Source organism: Chryseobacterium sp. POE27, from assembly GCF_039727685.1.
GTDB lineage: Bacteria > Bacteroidota > Bacteroidia > Flavobacteriales > Weeksellaceae > Chryseobacterium.
The window spans coordinates 2,701,039-2,726,469 of the sequence record NZ_CP152475.1 but is presented as its reverse complement, the minus strand read 5'-3'; the positions used below and the strand labels follow the sequence as shown (position 1 = coordinate 2,726,469).

The 25,431-nt window shown below is 37.4% G+C and carries 26 protein-coding genes and 2 pseudogenes; 17 read left to right on the top strand and 11 right to left on the bottom strand.

Features of this window, described 5'->3' with window-relative positions; translation table 11 throughout:
- The first annotated feature begins 124 nt into the window (after positions 1–124).
- From AAHI02_RS12910 to AAHI02_RS12890, 5 genes are all read left to right on the top strand, one after another.
- A complete protein-coding gene (locus tag AAHI02_RS12910; RefSeq protein ID WP_346983587.1) occupies positions 125–364 on the top strand; it encodes a hypothetical protein in 240 nt (79 codons plus the stop codon).
- Entirely contained in the window at positions 361–801 is a 441-nt protein-coding gene (locus tag AAHI02_RS12905) for a DUF6804 family protein (protein ID WP_346983586.1), read from the top strand. The genes AAHI02_RS12910 and AAHI02_RS12905 overlap by 4 nt, the downstream gene beginning before the upstream one ends.
- Positions 770–1,177: a hypothetical protein gene (locus tag AAHI02_RS12900; RefSeq protein ID WP_346983585.1), complete on the top strand. Its 408-nt coding sequence runs from the start codon at positions 770–772 to the stop codon at positions 1,175–1,177. The genes AAHI02_RS12905 and AAHI02_RS12900 overlap by 32 nt, the downstream gene beginning before the upstream one ends.
- A 6-nt stretch (positions 1,178–1,183) precedes the next feature.
- Positions 1,184–2,524: a beta-carotene 15,15'-monooxygenase gene (locus AAHI02_RS12895; RefSeq protein ID WP_346983584.1), complete on the top strand. Its 1,341-nt coding sequence runs from the start codon at positions 1,184–1,186 to the stop codon at positions 2,522–2,524.
- Between the two features lie 80 nt (positions 2,525–2,604).
- The gene (locus AAHI02_RS12890) at positions 2,605–3,486 is read left to right on the top strand and encodes a hypothetical protein (protein WP_346983583.1); all 882 of its coding nucleotides are present in this window, start codon (positions 2,605–2,607) and stop codon (positions 3,484–3,486) included.
- Between the two features lie 348 nt (positions 3,487–3,834).
- Here AAHI02_RS12890 and AAHI02_RS12885 read toward each other — a convergent pair whose 3' ends face one another.
- On the bottom strand, positions 3,835–4,290 hold the full coding sequence (locus AAHI02_RS12885) for an META domain-containing protein (RefSeq protein WP_346983582.1): 456 nt from the start codon (positions 4,288–4,290) through the stop codon (positions 3,835–3,837).
- Positions 4,291–4,377: 87 nt separating this feature from the next.
- Here AAHI02_RS12885 and AAHI02_RS12880 point away from each other — a divergent pair, with 87 nt between their 5' ends.
- Together AAHI02_RS12880 and AAHI02_RS12875 are read left to right on the top strand one after the other, a co-directional pair.
- Positions 4,378–6,579, top strand: a complete 2,202-nt coding sequence (locus AAHI02_RS12880) for a S46 family peptidase (RefSeq protein ID WP_346983581.1) — start codon at positions 4,378–4,380, stop codon at positions 6,577–6,579.
- A 93-nt stretch (positions 6,580–6,672) separates the two neighbouring features.
- A complete protein-coding gene (locus AAHI02_RS12875) occupies positions 6,673–7,149 on the top strand; it encodes a YdeI/OmpD-associated family protein (RefSeq protein ID WP_346983580.1) in 477 nt (158 codons plus the stop codon).
- 1,002 nt (positions 7,150–8,151) lie between these two features.
- On the opposite strand, the gene AAHI02_RS12870 is transcribed toward AAHI02_RS12875, so the two are convergent.
- The 5 genes from AAHI02_RS12870 to AAHI02_RS12850 all read right to left on the bottom strand — a co-directional run bounded on the left by AAHI02_RS12870 (position 8,152) and on the right by AAHI02_RS12850 (position 13,401).
- Positions 8,152–9,687 (bottom strand): YifB family Mg chelatase-like AAA ATPase, encoded by a 1,536-nt coding sequence (locus AAHI02_RS12870; RefSeq protein WP_346983579.1) that lies wholly within the window; start codon positions 9,685–9,687, stop codon positions 8,152–8,154.
- A 129-nt stretch (positions 9,688–9,816) separates the two neighbouring features.
- Positions 9,817–10,785, bottom strand: coding sequence for a T9SS type A sorting domain-containing protein (locus tag AAHI02_RS12865; protein ID WP_346983578.1), 969 nt, complete (start codon positions 10,783–10,785; stop codon positions 9,817–9,819).
- Positions 10,786–10,815: 30 nt separating this feature from the next.
- On the bottom strand, positions 10,816–12,168 hold the full coding sequence (locus tag AAHI02_RS12860; protein ID WP_346983577.1) for an outer membrane beta-barrel protein: 1,353 nt from the start codon (positions 12,166–12,168) through the stop codon (positions 10,816–10,818).
- Positions 12,161–12,727 carry an RNA polymerase sigma factor gene (locus AAHI02_RS12855; protein WP_346983576.1) on the bottom strand — a complete coding sequence of 189 codons (567 nt, stop codon included), beginning with the start codon at positions 12,725–12,727 and terminating at the stop codon, positions 12,161–12,163. The genes AAHI02_RS12860 and AAHI02_RS12855 overlap by 8 nt, the downstream gene beginning before the upstream one ends.
- Before the next feature lie 98 nt (positions 12,728–12,825).
- The gene (locus AAHI02_RS12850) at positions 12,826–13,401 is read right to left on the bottom strand and encodes a DUF4840 domain-containing protein (RefSeq protein WP_346983575.1); all 576 of its coding nucleotides are present in this window, start codon (positions 13,399–13,401) and stop codon (positions 12,826–12,828) included.
- Positions 13,402–13,629: 228 nt separating this feature from the next.
- On the opposite strand from AAHI02_RS12850, the pseudogene AAHI02_RS12845 reads away from it, so the two are divergent.
- From AAHI02_RS12845 to AAHI02_RS12835, 3 genes and pseudogenes are all read left to right on the top strand, one after another.
- Positions 13,630–13,978: pseudogene (locus tag AAHI02_RS12845) on the top strand (tRNA-binding protein).
- An 11-nt stretch (positions 13,979–13,989) separates the two neighbouring features.
- A complete protein-coding gene (locus tag AAHI02_RS12840) occupies positions 13,990–14,694 on the top strand; it encodes a 3'-5' exonuclease (RefSeq protein ID WP_346983574.1) in 705 nt (234 codons plus the stop codon).
- Between the two features lie 3 nt (positions 14,695–14,697).
- Positions 14,698–15,024 (top strand): SUF system Fe-S cluster assembly protein, encoded by a 327-nt coding sequence (locus tag AAHI02_RS12835; protein WP_042722805.1) that lies wholly within the window; start codon positions 14,698–14,700, stop codon positions 15,022–15,024.
- Positions 15,025–15,101: 77 nt separating this feature from the next.
- On the opposite strand, the gene AAHI02_RS12830 is transcribed toward AAHI02_RS12835, so the two are convergent.
- Together AAHI02_RS12830 and AAHI02_RS12825 are read right to left on the bottom strand one after the other, a co-directional pair.
- A complete protein-coding gene (locus AAHI02_RS12830; RefSeq protein ID WP_346983573.1) occupies positions 15,102–15,938 on the bottom strand; it encodes a sulfurtransferase in 837 nt (278 codons plus the stop codon).
- Between the two features lie 117 nt (positions 15,939–16,055).
- On the bottom strand, positions 16,056–16,904 hold the full coding sequence (locus AAHI02_RS12825) for a hydroxymethylglutaryl-CoA lyase (protein ID WP_346983572.1): 849 nt from the start codon (positions 16,902–16,904) through the stop codon (positions 16,056–16,058).
- A 187-nt stretch (positions 16,905–17,091) separates the two neighbouring features.
- Here AAHI02_RS12825 and pepT point away from each other — a divergent pair, with 187 nt between their 5' ends.
- Positions 17,092–18,339 carry a peptidase T gene (pepT, locus tag AAHI02_RS12820; protein ID WP_346983571.1) on the top strand — a complete coding sequence of 416 codons (1,248 nt, stop codon included), beginning with the start codon at positions 17,092–17,094 and terminating at the stop codon, positions 18,337–18,339.
- A gap of 258 nt (positions 18,340–18,597) precedes the next feature.
- Here pepT and thiL read toward each other — a convergent pair whose 3' ends face one another.
- Together thiL and AAHI02_RS12810 are read right to left on the bottom strand one after the other, a co-directional pair.
- Positions 18,598–19,653 (bottom strand): thiamine-phosphate kinase, encoded by a 1,056-nt coding sequence (gene thiL, locus AAHI02_RS12815; RefSeq protein WP_346983570.1) that lies wholly within the window; start codon positions 19,651–19,653, stop codon positions 18,598–18,600.
- Positions 19,654–19,726: 73 nt separating this feature from the next.
- Entirely contained in the window at positions 19,727–20,221 is a 495-nt protein-coding gene (locus tag AAHI02_RS12810; RefSeq protein WP_346983569.1) for an acyl-CoA thioesterase, read from the bottom strand.
- A gap of 104 nt (positions 20,222–20,325) precedes the next feature.
- Between AAHI02_RS12810 and AAHI02_RS12805 the strand changes: the two are divergent.
- The 4 genes and pseudogenes from AAHI02_RS12805 (at position 20,326) to AAHI02_RS12790 (ending at position 23,546) form a co-directional block, all read left to right on the top strand.
- Positions 20,326–21,529: pseudogene (locus AAHI02_RS12805) on the top strand (NAD(P)/FAD-dependent oxidoreductase).
- A gap of 9 nt (positions 21,530–21,538) precedes the next feature.
- Positions 21,539–21,940, top strand: a complete 402-nt coding sequence (locus tag AAHI02_RS12800) for an energy transducer TonB (RefSeq protein WP_346983568.1) — start codon at positions 21,539–21,541, stop codon at positions 21,938–21,940.
- Between the two features lie 13 nt (positions 21,941–21,953).
- A complete protein-coding gene (locus AAHI02_RS12795) occupies positions 21,954–22,592 on the top strand; it encodes a DUF2306 domain-containing protein (protein ID WP_346983567.1) in 639 nt (212 codons plus the stop codon).
- A gap of 132 nt (positions 22,593–22,724) precedes the next feature.
- Positions 22,725–23,546, top strand: coding sequence for a YARHG domain-containing protein (locus AAHI02_RS12790; protein ID WP_346983566.1), 822 nt, complete (start codon positions 22,725–22,727; stop codon positions 23,544–23,546).
- Here the strand turns inward: AAHI02_RS12790 and AAHI02_RS12785 are convergent, their stop codons facing one another.
- Positions 23,547–23,930 (bottom strand): DUF2809 domain-containing protein, encoded by a 384-nt coding sequence (locus AAHI02_RS12785; RefSeq protein ID WP_346983565.1) that lies wholly within the window; start codon positions 23,928–23,930, stop codon positions 23,547–23,549. It abuts the gene before it with no gap.
- Positions 23,931–24,126: 196 nt separating this feature from the next.
- Between AAHI02_RS12785 and AAHI02_RS12780 the strand changes: the two genes are divergently transcribed.
- Both AAHI02_RS12780 and AAHI02_RS12775 read left to right on the top strand, forming a co-directional pair.
- Entirely contained in the window at positions 24,127–24,924 is a 798-nt protein-coding gene (locus AAHI02_RS12780; protein WP_346983564.1) for a hypothetical protein, read from the top strand.
- A 57-nt stretch (positions 24,925–24,981) separates the two neighbouring features.
- Positions 24,982–25,356, top strand: a complete 375-nt coding sequence (locus AAHI02_RS12775) for a hypothetical protein (RefSeq protein WP_346983563.1) — start codon at positions 24,982–24,984, stop codon at positions 25,354–25,356.
- Positions 25,357–25,431: the final 75 nt, after the last annotated feature.

The window sequence follows — 25,431 nt, the reverse complement described above, 5'->3', positions numbered from 1 at the left end:
GTCTTATTTTTATTCTTTATTTTCATTGCCTTTGGAAGTATTGATGATAAAAAAAGCAAAGTACCAAATTACACAAGTTTAGAATCTTCTGATGTGCATCCACAGGAAGTAAAGGTGGAAAATATTGACCCCCAAAAAGGAAGCTATCATTATAAAGTTAAAAGAAAAAGCAAAAGAAGATTGGCCAAATGATTATTCAACACAGGAATATTGGATTAATGAGCAAATTGAAGCATATGATTACATGCGAACCATTGATGATAATTCCATTAAGAAGCAGGCAGAGAGAGATTGGCCATTAGATTTCAGTACACAGAAATATTGGTACGAAGAACAGATTGAAGCCAAAAAAAGATTAGAATGAACCCTTTTAAATTCTTTCTCACCTTCTGTGCGCTATGTTGTTTCATCGGTATTTTCAGGCTTCCCATAGAATATTATACTTTCCTCAGAATTCTTGTTTCTGTAGCGGCGTTACTGGTGTTATACATTACCTTAAGCGCTAAGCAACATTATTTCAGTATAATCTTTCTTGTTATTCTTATCCTTTTCAATCCTGTTTTTCCTATTTATTTGTTCCGGAAAAGCCTTTGGATTCCTATCGATACGATTACGGGAATACTATTTCTGCTGATCACTTTCGTGGATAGGCTGGCGCTGATAAAAGAAAAAATCATTACCGAAGAAACAACAGATCAGGCAACAAACCTCAGACTTCCTTCGCGGGACAAAATTATTAACCCTAAAAAACCAAAAGAAAACCAATCTTATGGACAACAATCAGATAACGGAAAATCTTAAAGCCCATTTTCTAAGATTATACCAAATGGCCATTTGTGATGACGACTTCAGCGCCCTGGAACTGAAAATGCTGTACCGATGTGCCGAAGAAAGAGGTATTTCCTCCAAAAACCTGGACGAAATTCTTTTAAACCCGATCAATTTAAAATCAATCGTTCCCAAAACAATCGAGGAAAAAGTAGATTATCTGTACGATCTCACGGTAATGATCTGGGCAGACGGAGTCGTTTCTCCCAACGAATATTCTGCCATGCAGAAATACGTGCTGATGTTCGGATTTCTGGAAGAAAATGTAACGGCTATTGTCGATTATCTCATCGAAGCCGTAAAAATAGGAAAGAACAAAAGTGAAATTTTATATGAACTAAAAAACTAACCTGCCATGGATACCACCAGCATAAAAAATTTATTTAAACTAAAATCTGTTCCGATAGAAAAACAGGAAGAACCGCTTCCCAAAACCGAAACCAATACCTCCGAAGAATCTTCTGAAGAGAGCCGGAAAAGAACGTATCACGAATCAGGATACAGAGACAGCTCGCGTACCAGCGGCAATCATTCTACCTTATCGATATGCCTGGATGCCGTTTATTCCAAATTCCAGAATGAGGAGAAAGAAATGGTTGAAAAACAGCAGAAGCTGAAAGAATCTTACATCAATGAACAGAAAAACAGGGAAACTGAAATCAAAGCTTTAACAGTTTCTCAGGAAACGAAGGAAGAGCAGCTGAAAACCAAAAACAGGGAAATTGAAAATCATCAGAATAGTATTGACAATTTAAAAGCGGAGATTCTTGATCTGCCCAGAAACCCCGAAAAATATAATGTAAAAGCCACCAAAGGAGCTTCTGCAAAATTCTGGATCGGGCTGATTCTTCTGATTCCCATCACGTTATATTTAGCTACCTTTTACATTTCCACTTCCTATTCTGCTTTCTTTAAAAGCTTTGATGCAAGAAGCACCGTCATACAGAGTGTTCTGGATGCCAATGCATGGATGAAAGCATGGAATGACGGCTTTATCGAAGTGGCTTTCGTGACTTTGATCCCTTTTGTATTTCTGGGCTTAGGTTTTCTGATTCATATGTTTGGGGAAAATAAAACGAAAGTTAATTACATTAAATTGGGTTTGCTGTTTCTGGTAACTTTTGTTTTCGATTCTATTTTAGCGTATGAGATCGAGTCAAAACTATATGAATTAAATAAAACCTTTGATTCTCCTCCGTTTGACCTTAAAATAGCATTTACTAAAATTCAGTTTTGGGGAATTATTTTCGCGGGATTTATTGTTTATATTATCTGGGGACTGGTTTTCGACTTTGTCATGAAAGAACATCGTGAAAAAGACAGAATAAGAAGCGAACAGGAAATCAGGCAGAAAAAAGTTCTTTCCCTTTCAGAAAAAATTACTGCTTTAAAACATGAAATTGAAGAGATTACCGCCGGTATCGGAAACATTAAAGAGTTGATCATCAAAACACGCGGAAGAATCGAAGAGCTTCAAAACATTATAGACGGTGTGATTATTCCGACCAAAGATTATAAGCTGTATGCTTCGGAATATGTTCAGGGCTGGATCACGTTTATCGGGGAAAAAATTGCGGTTTCCAAAACAGAAAAGCAGACGATGATCGACAGCTGTATTGAGACTTATACTACCAATCTCGAAACCGTTGGAGCTAATTCGGATAATCAGAATTTAGTGTATTTATCAGCTTTATAAAATCAATCTTATGAAAAAAATATTTTATCTGTTCATGATTATTTCTCTGGTATCATGTTGTAAAGAAAGCAATAAAGAAGATGAACCCAAAAAAAGATTCTGTGGTAATAGTCCCTGATCTCAACAACATCAATGTCAGCATTCTCATCGATTTGTCAGACCGGATAGATCCAGCAACCAACCCCAATCCCACGATGCAGTATTTCCAAAGAGATGTGGAATACATCAAAGCCATCGAAAAAGGATTTCTAAATCATATCAAATCAAAGAAAATCATCACGTACGACGATCAGATGCAGGTGTTTTTTAATCCGGAACCTTCCAATCCGAAAATCAATGACTTTACGAAAGAACTGAAAGTTTCATTCGATAAAAACACCCAGAAAAGCTACTTTGGTCTGGTTGATAAAAAGTATTCCGAATTGCCTTTAAATATTTACCAGTCAGCCATAAAAGACGGTAATTACGTAGGATCCGATATCTGGGAGTTTTTTAAAAATAAAGTGAAAGACTATTGCATTAAAGAAGACAAAAGAAATATTCTTTTTATTCTCACGGATGGCTATATGTACCATGACAACACGAAGTTTGCAGAAGGAAATAAAACATCTTATCTGACGAGTAAATTAATTAGGGCGAACAATCTCACCAGTTCAGATTTTAAAAATTTAATTGAAAAGAATGAATATGGTTTTGTAAAAGCCAATGACAACCTCAGCAATCTTGAAGTGATCGTCCTGGGAATCAATCCGGAAAAAGGGAATCCTTTCGAGGAAGCTATTATCAAAGAATACTGGGAAAACTGGTTCAAAGAAATGAAAATCAAAAAGTATGAGATAAAATCTGCCGACCTTCCTTCTAATATGGAACCAATTATCTTAAAAGCCATTTCAGGAAAAAAACTAAAAAACACAATTAATATACGCGTTCTGCATTTGATTCATCTCCGTCCATTCGAGTAGATTTTTGAAAAAAATCGTATCGAGAAGTACTCTTTTCTTTCGCCACCGAAAATGAACGTGTAATTTTTATGCTCCGGAGGAGCAATATCTGTGTAGCAGAAAAAACAATACAATATCGCAAGCACTCCGGAGGTGTGCTAACTAAATGAAAACTGTCGCAAAATATTGAACTCCTCCGGAGTTCTGGTATTACAAGATGCTGATATTGATCTACACAGATATTGCTCCTTCGGAGCAAATTAAAATGATGATGCCACGCAATATGCTGTAAAATTATTACTAAAAAAACGGGAAAAAAAGCCTTAATAAAGAGACTATCCAAACTTTTCGGACAGCTTTTTGTTTTATTTAATCCCAGTCTGCGGCTATAAATTCCATCTTGTGTCCCTGGTCATCTGTAAGGGTTAAAAAATGGCCTTTCACAGAATATCGGGTTACATTTCTGAGTTCCTTCGAGAAATCATTTTCCAGCTTCATATCCTGGCAGGCTTTCAGCGTAGAGCCGATCTCTGAAATTTTCACTTTTCCGTCATTTTTAAATTCGGCCGTAAAGAACATATTATTGCAGCCTGCAAAGGCGGTTCCTTTGACCTTTTCTTGTTCTGCTTTTTCGGTAAGGTTAATATTGGCATTATTTCTAATAAGATCAGATTTGGAATACCCTGCAAAAGAAGTAAGCATCCACTCGCGTTGAATCCCGGAATTGAGATCTGCGTGTTTTGAAATATGGGTACTTGCAGAAGTGCAATTTATCAATATTCCTGAAAATAAAACGGACAAAACCGAAACAAATATTGTTTTCATAGCACACTGAAATCCAATTTCATACCATTCCGGGGCCAGAATATGGTAAAAATTAGTAAATTAGCGACACAAAAATTATTTTATAAAATGAAAAGAATACTTCTACTATTCACTTTCCTTTTAAGTTTTGCTCAAATGAGGGCAGACGAAGGAATGTGGTTGTTAATGCTTGTTAAAAGACTCAATGGTGTCGATATGCAAAAAGAAGGTTTGCATCTTACACCGGAAGAAATTTACTCCGTGAATAATTCGAGCTTAAAAGACGCGATCGTAAGCTTCGGAGGATTCTGTACCGGGGAAATTGTTTCGGGACAGGGCCTTATCTTCACCAATCACCATTGCGGTTACGGTGCGGTAGCAGCAGCTTCTACTCCGGAAAAAGATTATTTAAAGAACGGATTCTGGGCAATGAAGCAGAAAGACGAATTCAATGCTAAAGATCTTTATGTGAGATTTTTGGTAAGAATGGATGATGCTACACAGAGAATCAATTCAAAATTAAACAACAATATGTCCGCTGCAGAAAGAAAAGCAGTGATCGATGCTGAAACAAAAGCGATCCAGTCTGAAAATTCTGAAAACGGAAAATATACAGTAGTCGTAAGAGATTTTTTCAACGGAAATGAATTTTATTATTTTGTTTACCAGGATTATAAAGATATCAGACTGGTTGGTGCTCCGCCATCCGCATTAGGAAAATTCGGGGGTGATACCGACAACTGGGAATGGCCAAGACATACGGCAGATTTCACTGTTTTCAGAGTGTATGCTGATGAAGCAGGAAATCCGGCTGAATATTCTCCAAGCAATGTTCCGCTAAAACCTAAACATTTCTTACCTGTTTCCCTTAAAGGTGTGAAGCCGGGAGATTTCTCAATGATCTTAGGATATCCGGGAAGAACAAACCGCTACCTTACTTCTTACGGAATTCAGCAGATGGTCAACAAAGATTACCCGGCTTGGGTTGAAGCTTCCAAACTTGCCATGGATGTTATGAAAAAGTACATGGACAAGGATAAAGGAACTCAGCTGAACTATGCTTCACAATATGCTTCGGTAGCCAACTACTGGAAAAACAGACAGGGTACTATCGATGCCGTCATTAAAAACGGAACGATTACAGACAAGCAGAAAGTTGAAGAAAAATTCAAGACATGGGCTGTGCAACCGGAAAATATCGTTCAGTATGAAACGGTTTTAGAAGATATCGGGATTTATTATAAGCAGACATCAGACAGAAATGTTGAAAGAATGTATATGTCTCAGCTTTCAAGAAATGCTAAATATTTCACTTTAGCCTTACAGGTTGGAAGTGTTCTTAAAGCATACGCAGATCAGGATATGAAAGGAAGACTTGCGATGAAGCCAAAAGTAGATGCGGCTTTAAAAACAGCTTACGAAAACATCAACACCAAGCTTGAAGGTGAAATGATGAACTTTATGGTCAATCTTTATCAGACAAGAGTCAACAAGGATGTTGCTTCAGAAACGATCATGGGTCTTGATGCTAAAAACCTTTCCAATGTGGCGTATTCTTCCATATTTGCCAATAAAACTTCAGCAACGAACTTTGTATTAAACCCTGACAAACTGAAACTGGATGCCGATCCGCTTTGGAAAATTGCCAACGGAATTGTGGCTGATCAAAAGGTTTCAGCAGAAAGATTCGTGAAGATTGATGATAATTTTGCTAAAAACAACAGATTATTCTTAGCAGGATTAATGAAGGCGATGCCTGAGAAAAAATTCTATCCGGATGCCAACTCTACGATGAGATTGACGTACGGAACAGTAGATAAATTGCCAATCAGAGAAGACAGAAACTATTTCGGTGTTACGGATAACTATTATACGGATATGACCGGTCTTGTTGGAAAATACAAGAAAGGTGATGAAGAATTTGATCTTCCGCAAAGAGTGATTGACCTTTATAACCTTAAAGATTTCGGTCAGTATGCTGATGCTAAAGGATATATGCCGGTTAACTTCCTTTCTAACAACGATATTACAGGAGGTAACTCAGGTTCACCGGTAATCGACGGAGACGGAAACCTTATCGGTATCGCATTCGATGGAAACAGCGAAGCCTTAAGCGGTGACATCGTTTTCGAACCTGAATGGCAGAAAACCATCAACGTAGACGTTCGTTTTGTTCTTTGGACGATCGACAAATACGCCGGTGCAAGAAGGCTGATCGACGAATTACAATTGGTAAGAGACGAAAACACGCCTGCAGATACCAAAACAAAAATGCCTAAAGCAACTTCTGCCAAAGGAAAGAAGAAATAATCTTAACCGATATATTTAAAGCCGCGAAAGTTTTCTTCCGCGGCTTTTTTTTATTTTTGATTGAATATATTAGCAACAAAATTCGAATAATAAATGAAAACTGATGGCATACAATTTAAAGCAGTCATTAAACAAAGCGGTAATCTGAACGCGGCCTTTGTGGAATTTCCTTTTTCTACGGAAGAATTGTTCAACAAAAAAGGACAGGTAAAAGTCAAGGCAATCTTTGACGATAAAGTAGAATATCGCGGAAGCCTGGCTAAAATGAAATCTGATGGTCATCTTTTAGGTTTAACCCAAGAAATAAGAAAAGAGCTGGGGAAGACTTTCGGTGATGAAGTTTCGGTCAGTCTCATTGAAGACAAAGAAGAAAGGACGGTAGAAATTGCGAATGATATTCTTATCATTTTCAATGAAAATCCTGAATCAAAAGCATTGTTCGACAAGATGAGCTACACGCACCAGAAAGAATATATCCGATGGATTAATGAAGCTAAAAAGCCTGAAACGCGAGAAAACCGCAAGGTCAAAATGGTACAGATGATTCTGGATGGGAAGAAGGGGGTTTAGAAAATTTATATAGCTCAACAGCTTATTGATAAGATATTTTTGACAAATTCTGACTAAGAAAATCTGGTATCTTTTGAAAAATATTTAGAAATCCAGAAATGTGCCCTTATAATCCTTTTTTAGCATTATCATCCATCTTTGAAATTATTAGCAGCAGGAATTTACACAGGAATTAGAAATGATATTAAGTAATAATTATAAATATGAATTTTTTACTATCAGTAAAGTGGATATTCTGATTTCGTAAACAGCTTTGTTATTTAATATTTTAATATAATTTATAAAAATCAACACGTGTTTAACTGTACAACCATTTTTATAAAAGGTTTTTTACATTTTGTTTAATAAATATAAGCTATAAATCTTAAGATTAATGCTAATTTATGCGAAGTCCTTTATTTAAGCGGTTTACATGTAAATGTGGAAAACTTTATGTATTGCTAATTTTCTAATACAAAAAGTCTTTAATACCTTTGAAAAACAATAAACTCGAGGGGCAACTCGAGTTTATAATTTTTTCCTTTATGGAATATCTTATTAAGTTTTTAGAACTTATAGCGGCTCTTCTGAATTTTTATCATGCGGTTTTGCCGTTCTTCAAAAAGAATCAATAAGAGTACGTTCTAAAAAAAAGCCTCCTCATCACAGGAGGTTTTTTTATCAAAATAAAATTTCAATTTGAAATGTCTTTTTTGATGAGACAAATATAGAACAAAATATATTATTGTTGTCATCTGTAACAAATATTTTCAAGTCTAAAATATCTTCGTAGAATAGATTTTAATTGTTTAATGCCTTTATTTAAAGACATCGTAGGTTAATAATTAATAAACAAAAAGTTATCAACGTACATGATTTGCATAATTAAAAAAAAAGTTTATATTATCAATATTTTAAATAATATCATTGATCCAAGCTTATAAAATATTTTACAAATGATTTCACATATTTATCTCATCAATTATTCAGCTATTTTTAAATAAAACTTTTATTATTAACACATCAACCATTCCAAAATTCCCGATCAAGACTTCTGTATTGTATCGCTTCCGAAACGTGATACGAAAGGATGTTTTCAGATTCTTCCAGATCGGCAATCGTTCGGGCTACTTTCAGGATACGATCGTAGGCTCTTGCTGAAAGGTTCAGTTTTTCCATTGCGGTTTTTATCAGGCTGAATGAGCTTTCGTCAAGTTCACAGTATTTTTCAATTTCTCTTGGTCCGATTTGAGCGTTGTAGCTTATTTTCAAATCTTTATATCGCTCTCTCTGAATTTCACGCGCGATCAGGACACGCTTTCTGATGTCTTCGCTTTTTTCACCTTTTCTCCGTTCTGCCAACTGCTCAAATTCTACTTTCTGTACTTCAATATGAATGTCTATCCTATCCAGAAGCGGCCCGGAAAGCTTGCTCATATACCGCTGCATTTCATAGGTCGTTGAGGTGTTATTAGGATCATCAGGAAAGAAACCGCTGGGACTTGGGTTCATGGAGGCAACAAGCATAAAACTTGCGGGATAATTAACGGTAAATCTTGCCCTCGAAATCGTTACTTCGCGGTCTTCCAACGGTTGCCTCATCACTTCGAGTACTGTTCTTTTGAATTCCGGCATTTCATCAAGAAACAGCACGCCATTGTGAGCAAGAGAAATCTCTCCGGGTTGTGGATAACCTCCGCCACCAACCAGCGCAACGTCAGAAATTGTATGATGCGGCGCGCGAAAGGGGCGAACCGTCATTAAGGAAGTTTCCGTTCCCATCTTACCGGCAACGGAATGTATTTTTGTTGTTTCCAAAGCTTCTTTTAAACTTAACGGAGGTAAAATACTGGGAACCCTTTTGGCGAGCATTGTCTTTCCGCTTCCGGGTGGTCCTATTAAAATAATATTATGTCCGCCGGCCGCAGCAACTTCCATGGCCCGTTTTGCGGTTTCCTGTCCTTTAACTTCGGAAAAATCAAAAGGGAAATCATTTATTTTCTCCTGAAATTCTTTTCTGGTGTCTACTTCTACTTTCTGGAGTGGTTTTCCTTCGTTAAAAAAATCGATAACTTCTCTGATATTTTCTGCAGCGAAGACTTCAAGATTACTTACGATAGCGGCTTCCCGGGTATTTTGTTTCGGAAGAATTATTCCTTTAAAGCCTTCTTCACGGGCTTGTATGGCGATTGGTAAGACACCGCGCACCGGTTGTAGTGTTCCGTCAAGAGAAAGCTCTCCCATAATGATGTAATCCTGAATGTTTTCGGCAAGAATCTGGTCGGATGCCGCAAGAATTCCAATGGCGATACTCAGATCGTAGGCAGCGCCTTCTTTACGGAGATCAGCAGGTGCCATATTGATCGTGATCTTTTTTCCGGGAATTTTAAATCCTACATTTTTCAGAGCGGCGGAAATCCTGTAGCTGCTTTCTTTAATGGCATTATCCGGAAGACCAACGAGATGATATCCGACACCACCGGTATCTACATTTACTTCAATCGTGATCGTCTGTGCCGAAACGCCATGAATGGCACTTCCATAAATTTTTATCAACATTGTCTGTGTTTTGATGCAAAAATAATAAATTTTATAATCATCCTCAGATGAAAATGTAATGTAAATTAAAAAGGCTCCGGAAATTAATCAGGAGCCTTTCATCAAATGAATTCAAACTATCACTTAGATCTATTTCTTAATAAATTTATTTTTAAATACTTTTCCGTTCTCAGATTTAGAGACGATAATATAGGTTCCCGGAACTAAAGAGCTTACATCAATAGCTTCAGAGAATCTGTGATCCTTTTTTTGTTGAATCAGCTTTCCGGACATATCAATGATGGATACTTCTGTGTATTTCTTATCAGATTCTTTTCCGATGTAAATGACCTGTGATGCAGGATTCGGATAAACGCTGAGGTTATTTTCTTTAGGTTTTGTTTCTCCTGTTCCAAGGCTTCCACAAAAGTCCCAGTTTCCGAAATTTAACTTTGTAAAAGCAAATTCTGACAGCATTTCACACTGATCAGGGCAATATTCCGTACAGGCATAAAATCCGAAAGTTCCTGAAGTTGTAGCGGTATAAGAATCTCCTGTTTCCCCCGGAATAATACAAGGCTCTGAAGAAGAAGGCGGATTACTTCCCGGAAGACAGCTGAACCAGGTGTGAGTTCCGTAAAGCTGTGGAAATCCGTCATTAAACTGTACGGAAGCTCCTTCGCAAACATTATATTCTCCCGGAGCAATTTCTTCAAAAGTTCCCGGCTGCAAATCGACCATCATGAACGGAAGGCCATAAGCATAGCCATCTGCAAGAATAGGCGTACTTTCCGCGGTACAGTCGGTCTGCGTCACTTCAACTTTAAAATAATACAGCATATCATCGGTCCCGTTGATCGTTAAGGTCTGCGATGTTGCTCCGGGAATGGTCACCCATGGATTGGTATTTGGAGTCTGCCAATCCCATTCCTGCTTATACCATTGGTAGGTTGCATAAGTCTGAGTTGTGGAAAGCGTTTCTGATTCCGTATTACAGAAAACAACCTTATCAGGAAACATGGTTCCCAGTCGTGGGCTTGTAATTTCCGGGGTACATTGTGCTTTTATGTTTAAAAAACTTAAAAATAAAAGGCTTAAAAAAATCAGTTTTGTTTTCATATAAAATTATTTTGTCATTATTATCTGCGACTAATCAAGTAATATCCTGATCCCGAACTTTACATTAAAATTCAAAGGTTTTTCTTTATAAATGGTTTTCAGCGAACTGTTATCTTTAAAATGATATCCCAGTCCCGGCTCGGCATAAATTCCTATATATTTTACCACTTTAAACTGAACGCCTACAGCTGTATTTACAGATACCTGAACAGGTTTTTCATGGATTTCCTCTTTTGTTTCCTCTTTTATTGTTCCGTCTACGATATATTTTGTCCTGATATCTCCGGAAACGGCCTTTTCTACGGAACCTCCTCCCGTAATGTAACCTGTAAAAGCTCCTTTCTTTACCACATTATAATTCACCTGAACCGGAATACCTACATAATGAATATTCTGTTCACTGCTGATAAAATCAGACTGACTGCCGGAAGTCAGCTCTGCAGAAAGCTTTGTATAATTGATGCCTGTTCCGATGCTCCATCTTTTTCCTAAATTCTTGTACACGGAAGCACCGAAAGTAACCGGGGTTTTGTGCCTGATGGTTGCATCCACTTTTTTATCCTGATTGGCCAGAAGAATTGTCATCAAAGGATCTTCGCCTGTTTCCAGCCCCCAGATTTCAGGGAGGCTGGGCGTTGTTCCGTTCAAAGTGGCATACCCGGGGAACTGATCGGTAGCATTTGAAGATGCATTACCTGTAGCAAAACCAAGCATCCAGTTTTGTTTAGTTTTGTTTAGTGCCAGCTTTGTTTTTTTATCTTTTTCAAACTTTTCTTTCCATTCTCTTTCTTCTTTTGTCATGAGAATGCTGGTTCCAACCTCTTCATTGTCAGAATTATTTTCAGTCGAAATCACATCTTCCGATTTTGTTAAACTCTGATTAGAACTATTTTCATAAATATTATCTTGGTTTGGTATTGCAGGATTAATGCTGTTTATAGGAATTTTATTATAATCTTTAAATAAGTGCAATGCCATTCTTTTATCAAAATCGAACTGCTGTATTTTAACAATTTGCCTGGAAGAAATAACATTCTGCGTAGGTTTTACTATCGTACGGTCCTGAAAATTCCTTCCGGTGATTTTATATTCTTTTTTTAATTCCTTGTCTTGTCTGTTAATATTAAAATCAAACAGCTTACCCAGAATCAAGAACATGACAATAACCGCCGCAGCACCGCCAATACGGTACCACAAGGATAAATGATTAAATGGAATAACAGCCTTCTGCGCCTTAAGATCATTCGGTACAAAGCCCGGCATTGCCTTGTCTTCGTCCTTTACAAATAATTCTTCACTGATATTTTTCCACAATCCATCAGGAACATCTTCTGTGTGATCTTCCATTTTTCTGCGCAGATCATTTAACCATTCATTACTCATATTGCGCTGTTTTAGATATTTTATGTTCTTTTATTTTCCGGGCAAGCATTGATTTTGCCCTGTGAAACTGCGATGCCGATGAATTTTCTGCAATTCCCAGTATTTCCGCTATTTCTCTATGACTTTTCTCTTCGAAAACAAACAGGTTGAAAACCGTTCTGTAGCCGTCGGGAAGCGTATGGATCATATTCATAATTTCCTGCTGCGATATTTCTTCAAGATCTGGCTCTTCTTCATGTTGGATATCAGGAATTTCCGAATCATCAGCGATTATCTTAAAATCCACATTTTGTTTTATATGCTTTAAAGATTCATTGACTACAATCCTGGTGATCCAGGCTTTTAAAGAACCGTTTCCTCTGAATTCAAAAGAATCTATCGAACGGAACATTTGTATAAAGCTGTTTTGTAAAACATCATTCACACTGTCCCTGTCAATGATATATCTCGAACAAACATAGGCCAGACTGCCTGAATGAACTTCAAAAAGCTCTTTCCAGGCCGCTTCTTCCTTTTGTAAAAGGCGGCTAACCAGAATCTGTTCGTTACTTTCTTTCATTGGATTTATGGCATCCTCACGGACCACCACTTACTTAACATAATGCAAAGATAGGCTGCTCCAAATTGAAGCCTGCCTATCTTGCCAATAACCGTTGCCTAATTTTTAATACTAATGGGAATTTCATACTTTATGCTCTGATAAGGGGTCAGATCAACTCCTTCAACGGTTATTTTTTCTGCTTCCCAAGCAAATCTCATAGACCAGTCGTATCCTACAAAAAAACCTTTTTGCTTGGCCGCCATAAGCACAGAGACATTCTTTGTCACTCCGTCCAGCGTCATTTGAAAACTAAGGATTTTCGGTTCAAAAGTAAGCTCTACGACATTCTGTTCCGGATTTAATTTGGATTTAAAATTCAGTTTATATTCAATTTTTCCTAAATGTGCCAAAACGGTATCTGCTTTCACAGGATCATTTACAATGCTTCTTACAATCTCTTTCATCGGAAAGTTTCCGAATGTGATAATGCTGTCTTTAGCTGTAAAATCAATAATTTTCTCATTAAACATTCCTCCTTGGGAGGTTACTAATCTTGCCCTGTAATTCCCGTTGATATCATTCAGCTTTACTGGTACAGGCTCGTAGTTGTCATTCATACAGGATGTTAAAGAGAATCCTAATATGGCGATCGCAGCAACGATCAGGAAATTAAGTACTGTCTTTTTCTTCATTACTTTAAATTTTAACATTAAACATTATCCTTGAGTACTCATTATATAAATCCTGATTTTGAGAAATCTTGCATGAAAATTGACAGAAATTCTTAAAAAATTCATAATCACCTGATTTTTAATGGTAAAAATTTATATTTTAAAAATTATTTAACTTTCATTATTTTAATACTTTTGTTAAAGCATAAATTTTAAATCATAACAGAGCAAACTAGATAATTCATCATCATGACAGTAAAACCTGAAATCTCATGGGAAGATTTTGAAAAAATTGATATCAGATGCGGAACGATTATTTCAGCGAATGATTTTGAAAAGGCCAGAAATCCCTCTTATCAGTTAGAAATAGATTTTGGAGATTTAGGCATAAAGAAATCCTCTGCACAGATAACCTCTTTATATCAGAAAGAAGAATTAATAGGCATGCAGATCCTTGCTGTTGTTAATTTTCCGAAAAAGCAGATCGCCAATTTCTTTAGCGAATGCCTGGTTTTAGGATTGTACGGTGAGGATAAAAAAAGACGTAACCCTTCTGACTCCTTCATTGCCGGTGAAAAACGGAATGCAGGCAGGATAAAATAAAAACAAATGATACAACACATCCCTCTAGAAAGAATCTTATTTATTGATATTGAAACCGTTCCAAGGTCTGGAGCATGGGAAGAATTGTCTGAAGCAGAGCAGATGCTTTGGGATAAAAAAACAAAATTTCAGAGAAAAGATGAAATTTCCGCCGGTGAATTTTATTCCGAAAGAGCGGGAGTTATGGCCGAATTCGGAAAAATCATCTGCATTACCATCGGAATGCTGGAAAAAAATGATACGCTAAAAATCAAAAGCTTTGCAGGAGACGATGAGAAAAAAATTCTCATGGAGTTTGGAGAAATCTTTAACAGTCCGAGATTAAAAGACGTAATTCTGTGTGCTCACAACGGTAAAGAGTTTGATTTTCCCTGGATTGCAAGAAGGTTTCTGATTAATGGCATAATGCCGCCGGTGCCATTTCAGATGTTTGGAAAAAAGCCTTGGGAAATTCCTCATATTGATACGATGGAACTCTGGAAATTCGGTGATTATAAAAGCTTTGTTTCATTGGAACTCCTGGCCCATCTTTTCGGAATTCCCACCCCGAAAGATGATATTGACGGCTCAATGGTTTCATCAATCTACTACATAGAGAAAGACTTGCAAAGAATAGTTGACTATTGTGAAAAAGATGTCTTAACTTTGGCAAACATTTTCCGGCGAATGCGTCAGGAAGATTTATTGAAAAGGTACATCAATTTAGATTAAAAAATGAAATTTACAGACGATCAGATTGCTGACATTGGTGAAGAGATCATCAAAGTCTTAAAAACCGTATATGACCCTGAAATTCCGGTAGATATCTACGAGCTTGGACTTGTGTATGATGTTCAGATTTCCGATGATGCAGACGTTAAAATCATCATGACACTCACGACTCCAAACTGCCCTGTTGCAGAAACGCTTCCACAAGAGGTAAAAGATAAAGTAGCTGAAGTTGAAAATGTAAAAAGTGTCGATCTGGAGCTTACTTTCGAACCAAGCTGGCATAAAGATATGATGAGTGAGGAAGCTAAATTTGAGCTGGGAATGCTTTAATTTAGTTAAAATAAATCAGGGCTGTCAAAAATAAATTGACAGCCTTTGTTTTGTTTAAAATTCAGAATATTAATAGTCTAAACTTCTCTCGCGATTTCCTTTCCTTCCCGTCTGCTCCATTCGCTCCAGGAACCCACATATAAAGACGGAATATTAAATCCTGCATAATCCAGCGCTAAAATCGTATGACAAGCCGTCACTCCTGAACCGCAATGAATAATCAGGTTTTCAGGTTTTCCTTCCAATAATTTTGAATATTTTTCTTTTAAAACCTCAGGTTTCAGAAAGTTACCATTCTCATCGAGATTCTCAGAAAAAGGAATATTAATCGCTCCCGGAATATGTCCGGCAACCAGATCAATCGGTTCAGATTCGCCTTTATAGCGGTAAGCATCCCGAACATCGATGACCGTTGAAGAATGGTTTGTTAGTTCATTTTCAACATCTTCCAGTGTCGAAACAGGAAGAAGCCATTTATCTTTTTTGATAAATTCAGTTTTTTCAAATGTTTCTTCTCCGGAAGAAAATTCTAAACCTTCTTTTTCTGCATTCTGAAAACCACCGTCCAAAACCTGCACCTTTTCAAATTCAAAAGCTTTCAGCATCCACCAAACTCTTGCGGCCGCATTGGCTCCGCTTTTATCATCATAAACAATAATATGTGAATCTTCTGAAATTCCGAATTTTGATACTGTTTTTGCAAATTTTTCAACGCTTGGAAGGGGGTGTCTTCCACCGAAAGCGGCATTTTCCCCGATTTCTGCCAGATCCTTATCAAGATCGATGAATCTTGCGCCTTTAATGTGTTTATTCAAATAATTTTGATAGACATCTTTACCCGCTCTTGCATCAAGAATAACAAGATTCTTTGCGGAAAGGGTTTTGAATTCGGAGGGAGAGATTATTGGTGACATTTTATTGATTTTTTTGGATTGGTTTAAATATAAGTTTTGGCTAAAGCCATTTTGTATTTTGAAAAATAAAGCGGGCTAAAGCCCGCCCCTATTGATTTTTTATCTGATAATTTATATTTAAAAATGAAAAATATCTTTTGCTTTGTTATAAGAACTTTCGAAATTCAGAAGGTTCAGCTTATGGCTGGCTTTTTCCACGCTCATAAAATTAATGACCTGTTCGGTCGGCATATTTCCTACCAGGTCATCTTTTGCCATCGGGCAGCCGCCGATTCCTTTGATGGCGCTGTCAAATCTTCTGCAACCCTTGTCGTAAGCCGCTTTTAATTTAGAGTAGGAATCTTCATAGCGGTTATGAAAATGACCTCCAAAATTGATCTCCGGATATTTTGAGGGAATTTTCTCAAATAAAAGAGCAATCGTTTCCGGCGTTGCAACTCCTGTTGTATCAGACAGTAAAATATCTTTAATTCCAATTTCTGAAAACCGTTGAGCCCAGAAATCTACATCTTCCCATTTCCACATTTCACCATACGGATTCCCGAAAGCCATAGAGAAGTAAATATTCAGCTGCTTATTTTCATTTTTCACCAGTTCCGACATCTTAATAATCTCATTAAAAGCTTCTTCCTGGCTTTTATTGGTGTTTCTGTGCTGAAAAGTTTCAGAAATAGAAAAAGGAAAGCCTATAATATCTACAGATTGGTGTTTTAGCGCTTTTTCGGCACCTCGGTAGTTGGCGACGATCGCAGAAACTTTTGTGCGGGATCTGGATTTATCAATGTTTTCGGCAACTTCGGCAGAATCTGCCATTTGTGGAATTGCTTTCGGAGAAACAAAACTCAGGCAATCGAGTACATCAAAGCCCACATCCATCAAAGAGTTGATGTAATCTATTTTTTTATCTGTGGGAATAAATTCTCCCCAACCCTGCATTGCATCACGCGGACATTCAGTAAGAAACATGTTTTACTTTTAGATTTTCTCAAATATAATAAAACTAAACAATTTCGTTTTATCCTGAACAAATCTATCATTATTTTGATTGTCAAACCTTTATATGTCATTTAAAATTTCAATCGGATATATCAGTTTACAAATAAATCATTCAGAACACCAAAATTGTTAACTTTGCGGGAAATTTATACTAATAATGAGCGCAATAGAATTCAGCCCTTTGTGGAAAGAAAAGTTACTGAACCGTTTTCTTAATTATGTAAAAATATATTCAACCAGCGATGCCGAAAGCGAAACAACACCTTCTACAGAAAGACAGTGGAATATCGCCAACTATATTGTGGAAGAACTGAAAACGATAGGTCTTGAAAATGTATCGATTGACGAGAATGGGTATATCATGGGATATGTGCCTTCTAACCTTGAAGGAGATACTAAGCCGACCATTGGGTTTATTTCACATTATGATACTTCACCTGATTTCAACGGGGAAAATGTAAAACCGCAGGTGTGGGAAAATTATGACGGAAGTGATCTGGTTTTAAATCAGGCAACAGGATTTACTTTATCGCCTTCAAAATTTGAAAGCCTGAAAAAATATACCGGTCAAACCCTGATCACGACTGATGGGAATACCCTTCTGGGTGCCGATGACAAAGCCGGCTGTGCTGAGATCGTAACCGCTGCGGAATATCTGATTGCGCATCCTGAAATCAAACACGGTAGAGTAGCCGTAGGATTTACGCCTGATGAAGAGATCGGAAGAGGAGCCCATAAGTTTGATGTTGCTAAATTCGGTGCCGAATTCGCTTATACCATGGACGGTGGTGAAGTAGGAGAACTGGAATATGAAAACTTTAATGCGGCAGGTGCTGTGGTAAAAATCCACGGACTGAGCGTTCACCCGGGTTATGCCTACGGAAAAATGGTGAATGCCGCTTTACTGGCATCGGAATTTGCACAAATGCTTCCTGCGAACGAAACGCCGGCTACAACGAAAGGGTTTGAAGGATTTTATCATTTAATGGATCTGAACGCAGATATTTCCGAAGCTAAACTCCAATACATTATCCGTGACCATGATGCCGATAAATTTGAGGCAAGAAAGAAATTCATGGAAGGAAAGGTTGCTGAATTTAATCAAAAACATGGTGAAGGAACTGCCGAAATTGAGATCAAAGAGCAATACAGAAACATGAAGCAGCAGTTTGAAGGAAAAATGCATATCATTGATCTGGCTGCAGCGGCAATGAAAGAAGCGGGAATAGAGCCTAAAATCAAAGCCATCAGAGGAGGAACCGACGGAGCACAGTTGTCTTATATGGGGCTTCCGTGTCCGAATATTTTCGCGGGAGGAATCAATTTCCACGGACCGTATGAATATGTTGCTTTGGAGAGTATGGAGAAAGCAATGGAAGTGATTGTGAATATTGTAAAATCTTAAGATCTAGACATACATTGAAAAGCCAGCTCAATGAGCTGGCTTTTTATTTGGATGATTTGAGTCCGGAACTTAGAAAGTTGAGCATTTTGCTCAAACGTCGGAGCTTTTTGCTTGGTGTTCCGGGTATTTTGCTTGGTGATCGGACCTTTTTACTCAAACATCTGAGCTTTTCACTCAAAAATTTGAGCTCCGAGCTAAGAAATTTGAGCTATCTACATCAAGATCGGAGTTATTTGCTTCAATGAGAGGCTGGCGATCTTACTGATTTCCCAAAAAAGCATCCCAACCCTGCGCCGTTAAAGCGACCAGTTGGTTAGATCCTCTTGCGATCATGAAATTTCCTTCTTCTTTTTCAACGGCATGCCCGATAATGGTAAAATCCGGGTGATTTTTAATTTTATCAAAATCATTGGGAGAAATGGTGAATAATAATTCGTAATCTTCTCCACCGCTTAAAGCAGTCATTACAGGATTTAGATTAAATTCATCAGCCGTAGTGATTGTCAGATTATCCATCGGAATTTTCTCTTCATACAATCTGAAGCCTACTTTCGACTGATCCGAAAGGTGAAGGATTTCCGAAGCCAGGCCATCAGAAATATCAATCATTGAAGTAGGGGTGATATCCAGTTGCTTCAAAATTCCCTTTACATCGGTTCTCGCTTCAGGTTTTAACTGTCTTTCCAGAATATAATCGTAGCCTTCCATTTCCGGCTGCATATTAGGATCCGCAAGGAAAACGGCGTGTTCTCTTTCCAGGATCTGAAGACCCATATAAGCACCTCCCAAATCGCCTGTTACCACAAGCAGATCATTAGGCTTTGCCCCGCTTCTTTTCACAATATTTTCATCGCTTTCAATTCCGATAGCGGTGATGCTCATTACCAGTCCGGCATTGGAGCTGGTGGTATCTCCACCGATTAAATCAATTTTATATCTTTCGCAAGCCGCCTGAATTCCTGCATAAATTTCTTCCAGCGCCTCCACCGGAAAGCGGTTGGAAACTGCCAGCGAAACCAAAATCTGTGTTGGCGTGGCATTCATGGCCGCAATATCACTGAGATTTACGACCACTGCTTTATAGCCCAAATGCTTTAGCGGAACATAGCCCAGATTGAAATGAACGCCCTCTGCCAGGACGTCTGTCGTAATGACTATTTTTTTATTTTCAGGATTGATCACCGCTGCATCGTCTCCCACGCCAAGCTCCGAAGATTCGTTGGATAAAGGAAAGAATTGCGTTAAGTGTTTAATCAGCCCAAATTCTCCCAGTTTGGAAATGGGGGTCAGTTCCGGATTTTTATCTTCAAACATAAATTAAAATATAATTGATGATTAATAATTGATAAATGATGGTTAAAATCAGCCATCATTTATCAATTATCATTTATTTAGTAAATACTGCCGGATCAATATTCTCCGGTCGGAAGGGAAGATTTTTAAAATCTTCTCTTGTTAAAACCACCGTTTCAGGAGTTTTGTATTTATTCATGGCTTCTACCACATCATCCGGCGGTGTTGTCATTTTTCTCAACATCATATCGATCCATACCCCTGTTGCTTCAGCGGTTGCGCAGTGTTCTCCATCCGGAGTATAAAATTTGTGTACAAAACGATAGATAGAAGAGTCTTCTGCGCATCCGTCGATTTCCAGGCTTACGATCACGGTCTGATCGGCATAAATTTCTTTAAAAAAAGAATATCTTTCATGAAGAATTACAGGCCCGATTCCCCAGCGGCTAAGCTGGGTAACCCCCATTTTTTCTTTGGTCATAAAAGCCATCCTCGACTGAGCGCAATACTGAACATATGATGAATTGGCTAAATGCTTGTTGGCATCGAGATCACTCCAACGGACCTCGAATTTATGGTAGAATATCATTTACAATTTATTTTGGTGATAATTTTTCAAAATTACTCAAATAAGATGGTTTATAAAAATTGTAGTTTTGCAAAAATAATCTTGCGCATAAGATTAACAGAACTATGAGACGAATCATCATTATCGGAGGTGGTGCTGCAGGATTTTTCTGCGCTGCCAATCTTGACGAAAACCTTTACAAAATTACTATTCTCGAACAGAACTCGGATGTACTTCAGAAAGTGAAAATTTCCGGGGGAGGTCGATGTAATGTTACTCACGCCTGTTTCGATCCGAGAGAGCTCGTTCAGTTCTATCCGCGGGGGAATAAAGAATTGTTAAGCGTTTTTACCAAGTTTCAGCCGGGAGATACAATGGAATGGTTTGAAAACCGAAAAGTTTCGTTAAAGATCGAAAATGACAACCGTGTTTTCCCGGAAAGCAATTCTTCACAGAGTATTATTAATGCAATGCTGCAGGAAATTCAGCAAAAAAAGCGTTGAAGTAAAAACCAAATGTTCCGTAAGGGAAATAGAAAAGCTTGACGAAAAATATATAGTTAAGACAAGTTTAGGAGATTTTGAAGCTGATTATATTATTTACACTACCGGAAGTTCTCCGAAATCTCTGAAAATGATTGAAAATTTGGGCCATAAAATTGTTGATCTGGTTCCATCGCTTTTTACTTTTAATATCAAAGATGATCTGTTGAAAGACCTTGCCGGAACAAGTTTTGAAATGGCAGAAACCTCCATTCCTAAACTGAAAACAGAAGAAAGTGGTCCGCTGCTGATTACGCATTGGGGACTTTCGGGTCCGGCAATTCTGAAAATTTCGGCCTGGGAAGCGATTAATTTTGCAAAGGCGAAATACAATTTTGAAATTGTGGTGAATTTTATTTCTAAAGATTCTGATGAAGCTGAAGAACTGTTTCAGAAATTCAGACAATCCAACCCAAAGAAAACGATCGGGCAGTCGAAAATCTTTGATGTAACAAACCGTTTCTGGCAAAGAATTCTGGAGGTTTCGAAAGTAGATCTTAATAAGCAGATGGCGAATATTTCAGGAAAAGAAATACAGACAATCATCGAAAACCTGTGCAGAAAGAAATTTCAGGTGACGGGAAAATCAACCTTTAAAGATGAATTTGTTACCGCCGGAGGTGTTGATTTAAAAGAAATCAATTTTAAAAATATGTCTTCGAAAGTTTTGCCTAACTTTTATATCGCAGGAGAGGTTCTGAATATTGATGCGGTAACCGGTGGCTTTAATTTCCAGGCCTGTTGGAGTGAAGCGTGGCTGATTGCGCAGGATTTGAATAATTTATAATATATAGCTATGCTAATAAAACAAATAATTGTATGTATTTCGCTGGTTGTTTTTACAGCGACAAATGCACAGGAAATCGAAAATAAGATCGTTGAAAAGATTACTATTGATGAATCCAATAAACCGGCGGAATATCCCGGAGGAATTAATGCTTTCCGAAATAATTTTTCACGTATGCTTAATGTCGCTAAAATAGACGAAAAGGGAACAGTGAAATCAGAAATCCAATTAGTGATATCCGAGGACGGTAGCGTGACAGATATAAAAGTCATAGGAGACAATAAATCTATGAATAAAGAGATGGAACGTGTGATGAAAACCATGTCTAAAACAAAGTGGACTCCCGCTATGATTAATAATATTCCTGTAAAATATAGATCTAAGTTACCTATCACAATGAATTTAGAGTAGAATTATATTTATCATGCTCTCAGTCAGAAAAAATATTCCAAAGACCCTTAAAATCCTTTTTATTTTAGGATTCGGGTATTTCTTTTGGCTGATGCTGAAAATTACATGGGAATATGTTCCGCTGAAGACAGATGTAAGTTTTTTAATGATTAAGCAAACGGAAGTCACCAGCCGTCCGGAATATCTTTATTTCTTCTATACTCACGTTTACACGAGCATTTTTGTGCTGCTCACAGGCTTTTTGGCTATTCTCAGAAAAGGTTTAGGAATAAAAGACCTTCACAAAAACATTGGAAAGATCTATATTTTTCTGATTCTTTTTCTTGCGGCTCCTTCAGGTATTTACATGGGCATTTTTGCCAACGGAGGGATATGTTCTAAAATTTCGTTTGTTATTTTGGGATGTTTATGGTGGTTTTCTACGTTGAAAGCGTATCAGCTGGCGCGGCAAAAGAAATTTAGAGATCATCAACAATGGATGTGGCGGAGTTTTGCACTGACGATTTCTGCCATTACGCTGCGAATGTGGAAAGTAATTATCGTATATTTATTTCACCCGGATCCGATGGATGTTTACCAGATCATTGCATGGCTGGGCTGGATTCCCAATATTTTATTCATTGAATATTTAATTGCAAGAAAATTGCTGTGACAGTCTTGTATTATCATTAACACCAACCATATTATATGAAAATTTTAAAATTAACTTTCGTTTTCGTTTTTGCCATTGCCTTGATAAGCTGTAAAAAAGAATCAAAAGACACAAGTAGTAACAAAGGCAGTCTTGCCGCCAAAAAAAGATTCGGTTGTTGTTCCTGAAATTTATAAAGAATATTATGGAATTTACATGGGCGACTTTGCGGGAAAGGAGATGATCACACCAGAAATCGGAGAAGAGTATGAGGGAGAAGTTTATAAGAAAATATCCCTGAAAATCAATAGAATCACGAAAGACAGTGTCTACGGACAAAGCATTGTTGATGGAAATCAAAGACCTTTTCGCGGTGTTTTTAATGAAACGTCAAAATCTTTTATTCTTGATGAGCCGGGAAATGATAAAACTGACGGAAGATTTGAGGTTAAGTTAAAAAACGACAGCCTTACCGGAACATGGAACGCATTCAATAAAACGGCAGTAAAAGCACCATCGAAAAATTTAAAACTGATCAAAAAAGAATTTGTTTACAATCCGAATTTCATGCTCAGCCCGGATAATGACCTCATCGACTGGGAAAATCCGAAGAACTTTGTTGAAAAATATACCGATGAACACACTGGTAATACAGAAACCTATACTGCTTCCAAAAACAGGGTGGCCTCTGATGCGGTATTTAAAATCAATGCATCCAAACAGAAATTAACGGAAAAAGATCTTAAGAATCTCCGTAAGCTGGATATGGAAATCATTAAAAACTCCGTGTTTGCACGTCACGGCTATTCATTCAAAAAGGCAACCTATAGGAATTTCTTTGAGCAGACCGACTGGTATATTCCTGTTTCCAATAATGTAGATAACGATCTTACCCCTCTGGAAAAAGAGAATGTAGCCTTGCTAAACCGCTTTATCAAATACGCAGAAGACAAATACGACAGCTTTGGAAGGTAATTATATGGTAATTTCTGATTTAGTGAAAGGCAGCAACAGCAGACATCCGGCAGCATAACAAGCGATATCTATCCAGGAAAAAGAGTTTCCAACGATAATATACATAATGCTTCCCGGCTGAAATCCCACCTTATCGGCAATATTGAAATATTGTGTCCATTCTATGAGGCAGGAAAAAATAAAGATCCCCAAAATAAGTTTCCGGGTGTCTTTAATGATTACAAAAGATTTCACGAGTGTATAAAGCAATATCACAACGATCACATCTCCAAGGTAAGCCCGGATAAAGAAAATATCTTTTAATACGGTAGCAATGAGAACTTCAATGAAGAAAAGAAAAATGGAGAAAAGAAAATATTTCAGGTTGAAGGTTAATTTTATCATAGGGGAGTACTGTTTTTCTTAACAATGATATTGAAAATTTGATCAATATATTCAATGAAAGTTTTATGCTAATTTAGGTGATTTCGGCGGCCGAAGGCCGCCGAAATCACCTAAATTAAATATTCTATCCTAAAATTTTGCATTAAATTTCGATATTAAAAAATATTTCTGCTATTTTTGCTGAAATTAATACAAGATGAGGAAAAATTATTTATTATTCACTTTATGTGCCGTGATTTCTTGCGGAACTGCAGATCAGGACACCTCGGAATTCGACAATCCGATTTTGGTAACAAAAATGGTTCAGGATGGCAACAATTTTACATTCAGCTACAGCGGCACCAAGATAACCGAAATGAAAAACACGACTGAAAACTGGACGAGAACCTTTACTTATACAGGAGACTTAATTACAAAATATGTTGATACTTTCTCCGACGGTACTTTTGATACCGTACTTCTTACCTACAACAGCAATCAGAAAATTACGAAGAAAACATCTACCTCAAGTGATCTTCCCAATTCATCGAATATCATAACATATATTTATATAGGAAGTGATCAGATTAAAATAACACAGGCTTTTGTTTCTCCGGGTAATACTAAAACATACGTCAGGGATGCTTACACCAATTCTGATGGATCATTAAAAAACTGGACAGAAACCGTTACGGATGTTCAGCCTACAGTTACCTACACCGGAACGGGAAGCTTGCAAAATATTGTTTACGACGGAGGACATTATCCTTTCAAAAATGTAACAGGCTTTACAAAAATGCTGGAAAGTGAGGACATGAACGGATCCGCAAGGAATGTTAAAGAGTATAAAAATCTAATAACATATTCTAACGGAGGAGAAGAATCAACCATTTTTAAATCAACCTACGAGTACAATACTAAAAGCTATCCTACAAAAGCTATCCGGGATTATTATCACAGTAATAATCAGCCTTACAAATCGGAGATGACAACCTACGAATACAATCATTTATAATACAGAGCGCTTCGGCGCTCTTTTTTGCTGCTAAAAAAACAATCAAATATTTACGGCATGAAGAAAGTTATCTTATTTTCAATATTGTTTGTTAGTAGCTTATTGTTCTCGCAGACAGAGTACGCTTCAGTTTCACAGCTTCCGGATTATGCTGTCTTAAAGAAGAAAATGAAACTGGATGATGTCTTTACCAAGGCTGATACTCCTGCGGAATTCCCCGGCGGAATGGAAAATTTCAGACGGCAGTTTGCAGAAAAAATGGATATCATCGATGTGAAATCCAAAAGTATTGATACCCGTGTTTATTTTATTGTCGAAAAAACAGGCTATGTGAGATCTGTAGCGGCGACAGGAAGCGACAAAAAAGCATTCGGATGCGGCAGAAGTAGCCGTGAGAAGGTTATTCGTAAAATGGAAACCCGCAACTATTAACGGAGAGCCGGTACGCTATCTTTATACATTTCCTCTTACGCTAAAAAAGCATTAGGTTAGAATAAAACTCACACA